Source organism: Lysobacter sp. 22409, from assembly GCF_052045105.1.
Classification (GTDB): domain Bacteria; phylum Pseudomonadota; class Gammaproteobacteria; order Xanthomonadales; family Xanthomonadaceae; genus Lysobacter; species Lysobacter antibioticus_B.
On the sequence record NZ_JBQEOE010000006.1, the window covers coordinates 41,106 to 43,170 of the forward strand.

Below are 2,065 nucleotides of genomic sequence, written 5' to 3' on the forward strand. Positions count from 1 at the left end.
CCGTCGCGGTGGCCGACATCGGCTGGCGCGATTTCTTCGTCGACCAGAACCTGGAAGACCTGATCGGCCGCGCCCTCGACAACAACCGCGATCTGCGCGTGGCCGTGCTCAACGTCGAGAAGGCGCGGGCGCAGTACCGCATCCAGCGCGCCGACCGCCTGCCCGCGGTCGGCGTCAGCGCCGAGTTGCAGCGCAGTGGCGGCGACAACCGCCAGGTCACCGACGTCTACACCGCCGGGGTCGGCATCGCCAACTTCGAGCTCGACCTGTTCGGACGCGTGCGCAGCCTCAGCCAGGCCGCGTTGCAGCGTTACTTCGCCGAAGAGGAAAACCGCCGCAGCGCCCAGCTCAGCCTGATCGCCGAAGTCGCCAACGCCTACCTGACCCTGGCCGCCGACCGCGAGCTGTTGTCGGTGTCGGAAGCGACCTTGAAGAATCAGCAGGCCGCCTACGATTTGACCGAGAAGCGCCGCGAACTCGGTGCGGTGTCGGGGCTGGAAGTCAGCCAGGCCCGCACCCAGGTCGAGACCGCGCGCGCCGATGCGGCGCGCTACGCCGGCCAGGTCGCGCAGGACATCAACGCGCTCAACCTGCTGGTCGGCGAGCCGGTCGATGCGGCCTTGTTGCCGCAGCGCCTGACCGACGGCACCACCGGCATCGGTGCCTTGCCGGCCGGCCTGCCTTCGGAAGTCTTGCTGCGTCGCCCCGACGTGCAACAGGCCGAGCATCTGCTGCGTGCGGCCAACGCCAATATCGGCGCCGCGCGCGCCGCGTTCTTCCCGTCGATCAGCCTGACCGGCCTGCTCGGCAGCTCCAGCAACGAGCTGTCGGGTCTGTTCGACTCGAACACGCGCGTGTGGACGGTGAACCCGGTGGTCAACATCCCGATCTTCCAGGGAGGCAAGCTGCGCGCTGGGCTGGGTTCGGCGAAGGCCGACCAGGGCATCGCGTTGGCCCAGTACGAGAAGGCGATCCAGTCCGGTTTCCGCGACGTCGCCGATGCGCTGGCGCTAACCGCGACCTTGGCCGAACAGCGCCAGGCGCAGGAAGCCCTGGTCGAAGCGGCGACCCGCGCCGACCAGTTGTCGACCGCGCGCTACAAGGCCGGCCGCGACAGCTACCTCAACCAGCTCGATGCGCAGCGCACGCTGTATGCCGCGCAACAGGGCCTGGTGTCGACGCGCCGGGCCGAACAGGCCAATCGCGTCACGCTCTACAAAGTCCTTGGAGGTGGCTGGAACGAGCGCAGCCAATGAGCACCCCGGGCAAGCCCACCGCCAAGGCCGAGGCGCGCGCGCTGGCTCAGCGCGAGCGCATCCTGACCGCGGCCCAGAAATGCTTCGTCGTGCATGGTTTCCATGCGGCGAGCATGGCCAATATCGCCGATACGGCCGGCATGAGCGCCGGCCTGATCTACCGGTATTTCAAAGGCAAGAACGACATCATCCTGGCGATCATCGAGCGTCAGCTCGAAGAGGCGCGGGCCGATATCGCCAAGCTGCACGCGACCAGCGACCTGGTGTCGGGCATCGCCGAAGTCTTCCAGCAATGGCAGGCCAACGATCCCAACATCACCAGCGCCGCCTTGTTCCTGGAGCTGACCGCCGAGGCGACGCGCGACGAGGAAATCGCCGCCGCCACCCATGCCTCGGACCGGGTGTTCCGCTCCGATCTCGCGGCCTGGTTCGCGCGCAGCGCCAAGGACGGCGGTCTCGGCATTCCGAAGGCCGCGGTCGATACGCGGGTGTTGATTCTGCAATGCCTGATCGAAGGCCTGGCGATGCGGGCGATTTCGCAACCCGACCTCGACGTGGAACAGGTGAAGACGGCGTTGGATCAGTTTCTGCCTAGCCTGCTGACGGCATGAATCGGATTGCCGAAGATTGAGTGGTTAAACGTCGCCAGTTGGCGACGGTGCGAAAGGCCGCCTTCGGGCGGCCTTTTTGTTTGCGATGGAGCGAATGCGCGCCGTCGCCTTTCGGCAATGGCGCCGACCATGCTGTTGCGCAGCGATCGGCTACTGCGCGGTCGCGGCTCGCGCCGCTCCTACCCAGCAACTGCGCAA

The 2,065-nt window shown here is 67.2% G+C and carries 3 protein-coding genes; 2 read left to right on the top strand and 1 reads right to left on the bottom strand.

Going from position 1 to position 2,065, the window contains the following annotated elements:
* Together ACTJJK_RS04800 and ACTJJK_RS04805 are read left to right on the top strand one after the other, a co-directional pair.
* Nucleotides 1-1,256, top strand: a 1,256-nt coding sequence (locus ACTJJK_RS04800; RefSeq protein ID WP_440729636.1) for an efflux transporter outer membrane subunit, incomplete at its 5' end; no start/stop codon positions are given.
* Nucleotides 1,253-1,867 (top strand): TetR/AcrR family transcriptional regulator, encoded by a 615-nt coding sequence (locus ACTJJK_RS04805; RefSeq protein ID WP_051884589.1) that lies wholly within the window; start codon nucleotides 1,253-1,255, stop codon nucleotides 1,865-1,867. The genes ACTJJK_RS04800 and ACTJJK_RS04805, both read left to right, overlap by 4 nt.
* Here ACTJJK_RS04805 and ACTJJK_RS04810 read toward each other — a convergent pair.
* On the bottom strand, nucleotides 1,848-2,065 hold a 218-nt coding region (locus ACTJJK_RS04810), incomplete at its 5' end, for a hypothetical protein (protein ID WP_440729637.1). The two genes, ACTJJK_RS04805 and ACTJJK_RS04810, sit on opposite strands and share 20 nt — an antisense overlap.